Origin of the sequence: Mucilaginibacter sp. (assembly GCF_036383575.1) — a bacterium.
Lineage (GTDB): Bacteria > Bacteroidota > Bacteroidia > Sphingobacteriales > Sphingobacteriaceae > Mucilaginibacter.
The window spans coordinates 1-3,715 of the sequence record NZ_DASVOB010000892.1 but is presented as its reverse complement, the minus strand read 5'-3'; the positions used below and the strand labels follow the sequence as shown (position 1 = coordinate 3,715).

At 39.8% G+C, this 3,715-nt stretch carries 6 protein-coding genes; 4 read left to right on the top strand and 2 right to left on the bottom strand.

The annotated features are described in order from the left end of the window. The 3 genes from VF500_RS31345 to VF500_RS31335 form a co-directional block, all read left to right on the top strand. A partial coding sequence (locus VF500_RS31345) for a M28 family peptidase (protein WP_330863425.1) occupies positions 1 to 380 on the top strand: 380 nt, incomplete at its 5' end. A gap of 24 nt (positions 381 to 404) precedes the next feature. Further along, positions 405 to 956, top strand: coding sequence for a GNAT family protein (locus tag VF500_RS31340; RefSeq protein WP_330863424.1), 552 nt, complete (start codon positions 405 to 407; stop codon positions 954 to 956). 140 nt (positions 957 to 1,096) lie between these two features. Beyond that, on the top strand, positions 1,097 to 1,312 hold the full coding sequence (locus VF500_RS31335; protein ID WP_330863423.1) for a hypothetical protein: 216 nt from the start codon (positions 1,097 to 1,099) through the stop codon (positions 1,310 to 1,312). A 110-nt stretch (positions 1,313 to 1,422) separates the two neighbouring features. Here VF500_RS31335 and VF500_RS31330 read toward each other — a convergent pair whose 3' ends face one another. Next, complete coding sequence (locus tag VF500_RS31330; RefSeq protein ID WP_330863422.1) at positions 1,423 to 2,187, bottom strand: hypothetical protein; 765 nt, start codon at positions 2,185 to 2,187, stop codon at positions 1,423 to 1,425. 14 nt (positions 2,188 to 2,201) lie between these two features. Next, positions 2,202 to 2,861, bottom strand: a complete 660-nt coding sequence (locus tag VF500_RS31325) for a YdeI/OmpD-associated family protein (RefSeq protein ID WP_330863421.1) — start codon at positions 2,859 to 2,861, stop codon at positions 2,202 to 2,204. A 122-nt stretch (positions 2,862 to 2,983) separates the two neighbouring features. On the opposite strand from VF500_RS31325, the gene VF500_RS31320 reads away from it, so the two are divergent. Continuing rightward, complete coding sequence (locus tag VF500_RS31320) at positions 2,984 to 3,661, top strand: GNAT family N-acetyltransferase (RefSeq protein WP_330863420.1); 678 nt, start codon at positions 2,984 to 2,986, stop codon at positions 3,659 to 3,661. Positions 3,662 to 3,715: the final 54 nt, after the last annotated feature.

Below are 3,715 nucleotides of genomic sequence, written 5' to 3'. Positions count from 1 at the left end.
GCTCTAAATATTTTACGCAAAATCCGCTCATCCCGCTCAAGAACATTCGTTTCCTGATCAACCTTGATCTTAACGGGACTGGTGTTGATGGGATAACCGTTGTGAATGCCACTGTTTATCCTAAAGAGTTTGCTGCTATTCAACAGATCAATAAAGAAAATAATTACTTTGTGAAAGTGGCCTCCCGCGGTAAGGCAGCCAATAGTGATCATTACTTTTTTACCGAACAGGGAGTCCCTGCTTTTTTTATTTATACTATGGGTGGCATTAAGGCATATCATGATGTTTTTGACATCAGCGCCACGCTACCGCTCAATAAATACACCGATCTGTTTAACCTGATAGTTAAATTTAACGGTAGACTTGCCGGTGTCCGGTAGCCGATTTTTAAAACATTGGTATTTATGCTTAGCCCCAACTTTAACCCCTTCCCCGTTTTAACAACCGAACGCCTCATATTGCGGCGTTTTACCTATGATGACGCTGCCGGTCTGTTTGAAATGCGATCAAACGAAACGGTGATGCGATACATTAGCCGGCCAATCAATAAAACCATTGATGATGCTGTTGGGCTGATAGATGTGATAGAAGACCTGCTTGGCAAAAATGATGGTATCACCTGGTGTATCTGCCTGAAAAACAATAATAAATATATTGGCAGTATAGGTTTTTGGCGAATAGAAAAAGACAGGCACCGGGCCGAGATCGGGTATCTTTTAAACCCTTTATACCAGGGGGAGGGGATGATGCAGGAAGCTGTTACGGCTGCTATCGATTATGGCTTTAATGTGCTTCAATTGCATTCGATAGAGGCCCGTGTGAGCCCGGGTAATTTCGCTTCAATTAAATTATTGCTCAAAAATAATTTTGTTCAGGAGGCTTATTTTAAGGAAGATCACCTGCATAACGGCCGCTTTGAAGACACCATGGTTTACTCGTTATTAACACAAACTTAAATCTGTTAACAAATTATTTATGCTGGCTATTTTTAATTAAAAAAAAATGATGCATGTTTACGCATAGAAACCAATTATACCTGTGCTGAAAACAATTCAGTTTAAATGGGGTTAACATTAAAAAACAAAAGAAACTTATCATGGCAACAGAAAAAGGAAGTGGTATTACCGCTTATTCAGTGAAAACAAAAACTAAAAATGTACCAATGATCAATCCAGTTATCGACGTAAAATCGGGCAGATACATTGCCACAGGAACTGACAGTGAAGGGAACAAAATGGCTGCCATTATGGGTAAAGCTACTGCCGAAGAGCATATCAAAAATGGTAATGCTAAACAAGGCTCAGGCTGGTAAATAATAGTTGAACATAAAATAGCCCTGTATTTGTTGAAAATGCAGGGCTATTTTGGTTTGTAATTTTCGGATAGCAGCTTTTATGTATCATTTACCGTATTTTAAAATGGTTATTGATTTGCCCAATTGACAAGATCAGATCTGTCTGCAAATTCGCGGTAAGTTATTCGTCTTAAATATCCTTCCAATTCTTCAAGCGCATTAGTGCCAGGGCTTATTACTGTTTCTGAACCCTGTTTTTCAAGAGATGCTTTAATAACTACTTCCTGATTTTTGGTGTGGATCCCAAATTCGAGATTGTTAAACCATTTATTATTGGCTATTATTTTTCCATAAAACATCGCATGATGGAAAGATTTAAGTAATTCTATCGATTTCAAAAGGTCGCCTTTTAAATCATAAAAATTCACCGAAATTGTAGCCGAATCGCCATTTTTTTCCAGTAATAATGAGGCTTGGTGTTTTCTGTCTTTAGAAAGTTTTCTCTTTAACTCCTTTTTATAAATAAACCCGCATTCAATGACTTTGTTATAAGCGCTGTCGAAAACAGCTTTATCCCATCCATATTTTTCTGCACAGAAAATGATTATTCTGTGTATGGTATCCAGGATAATTTTATTCTGATTTTCGGGTGAGCTTAGCCAATATTCCTTTTCGTTAAAAATAGCTTCAACGTGTAGTATACTTCCAAAATATCCTCTTATATAATCTTCATTTCCAATGTCAACGGAAATTCTTGTAGTGCCTGTCGGTTTGTAACCGTTAAGGAAATCAATGTATAAGTCGGAGATCAGATTGTTTCGAATAGCTAAATCTTTATTGTTACTGTTTTCAGAGTGACAGTAAAGCGTAATATCATAAAATCCGTAACCCATAATTCTCTATACTTTTATTTATCCGATGGGTTCTTCTTTTTATTCTGCAGCATTTCCACCATTTTCGTTAAACGGTCCTGCCGGGTTTTTTCTTGCTTGGCAGTGAGGATCCAAAGCACGTATTCTTTTTTATGGCTGTAAGCCAGTGAATGGAAATAGTTGAACACCCCAGGGTATTGTTCCAATGTTTCCTTTATATAATCGGGCAGGGTTACTGTTTTGTTGTCTACATCAATATATGCACTGTGCTCATTGTTGCGTACCGCTTCGTTACGTCCTTCAGAAACTTTCACGGCTTCAACAGGGCGGAAACGTAATGCCGTCCATACTTCGTTAACTGCGGCCGATGCTACAGGCCGTAAGCCGTATTGGGCTGGGGCATCCCAATTGCTCATCATTTCCAGATCTGTTTGAATGCCCGAATTTTTTTTAGGGTAGATGATCCAGAAAACGGTATCGGCTTTAAGCAGCGGTGTGATCACTCTAAGCTCTGATGCCAGTTCGGTGCTGTTGGTTACAAATAGCTGGATACCATTAAACTCGCCGTCCGTGCTAAAAATTAGGTTGGCATTATCCGGCAGGGGCGACAGGCTATCCGTGTAACCGGAAGGAGCATTTTGCAGCAGCCAGCGCGAATTTGGCTTGATCTGCAGTTTTTTAGCAAGGGCGTTCATCGTAATAATTTTATAATGGATAAAGCTAATGTAAGCATTAAATTAAAATTGAATGACAAGCCGGAGTCCCCGCAGCGGCGTATTTTTAATAGCTTTGCCCTTACCACCATCACCCAATTTTAATGAAGCATATACTTGATAACCCGGCCTGGAACGCACTTATTACCGGTAATAAAGCGTTTTCAGGTGGTAATGATACTGTAAAATATTTCCCGAAAGAGGTTTCTCCTTTTGTTGCCACCTCCGAAACATCTAAAGAAAATTTTAACCTGCTTTACGATACTATTCCCTTTGAAAGCCATTTTATCTTTATCGCCCCGCATGATGTTGAAATTCCTGAACAGTGGAAAATAGTTCATTACCTGAAATGCCTGCAAATGGTTTTTGAGGGAGAAATATCTGCTGATGTTTCGGATGAAGGGCTGGTGCCGCTTACAAAACAGCATGTGCCCCAGATGCTTGAGCTTACTCAGTTAACCAATCCCGGCCCTTTTATAGACCGAACTATCGAATTTGGACATTATCAGGGTATTTTTGATGGCGATAAACTGGTTGCGATGGCTGGTCAGCGTTTAAACCCCGCGCCTTATGCCGAGATCAGTGCTGTTTGTACCCATCCCGATTACCTGGGGCGCGGTTATGCAGGCAAATTATTAATGAACCAGGCTAAACGCATTAAGGCAGCTTCCGAAACACCTTTTCTGCATGTAAAAGCCGAAAATGAAAGGGCTATTAAAGTGTATGAAAAGCTTGGTTTTGTGACGAGGAAAGAAATGTCGTTTTATGTGCTGAAGAAGTAACCTCTTTTATGGTTTAAAACGTTATTGCGAGGTACGAAGCAATCCCCGATGCAG

Coding starts and splice junctions, on each gene's coding strand:
- VF500_RS31340 (WP_330863424.1), top strand. CDS start 405: ATGCTTAGCCCCAACTTTAACCCCTTCCCCGTTTTAACAACCGAACGC.
- VF500_RS31335 (WP_330863423.1), top strand. CDS start 1,097: ATGGCAACAGAAAAAGGAAGTGGTATTACCGCTTATTCAGTGAAAACA.
- VF500_RS31330 (WP_330863422.1), bottom strand. CDS start 2,187: ATGGGTTACGGATTTTATGATATTACGCTTTACTGTCACTCTGAAAAC.
- VF500_RS31325 (WP_330863421.1), bottom strand. CDS start 2,861: ATGAACGCCCTTGCTAAAAAACTGCAGATCAAGCCAAATTCGCGCTGG.
- VF500_RS31320 (WP_330863420.1), top strand. CDS start 2,984: ATGAAGCATATACTTGATAACCCGGCCTGGAACGCACTTATTACCGGT.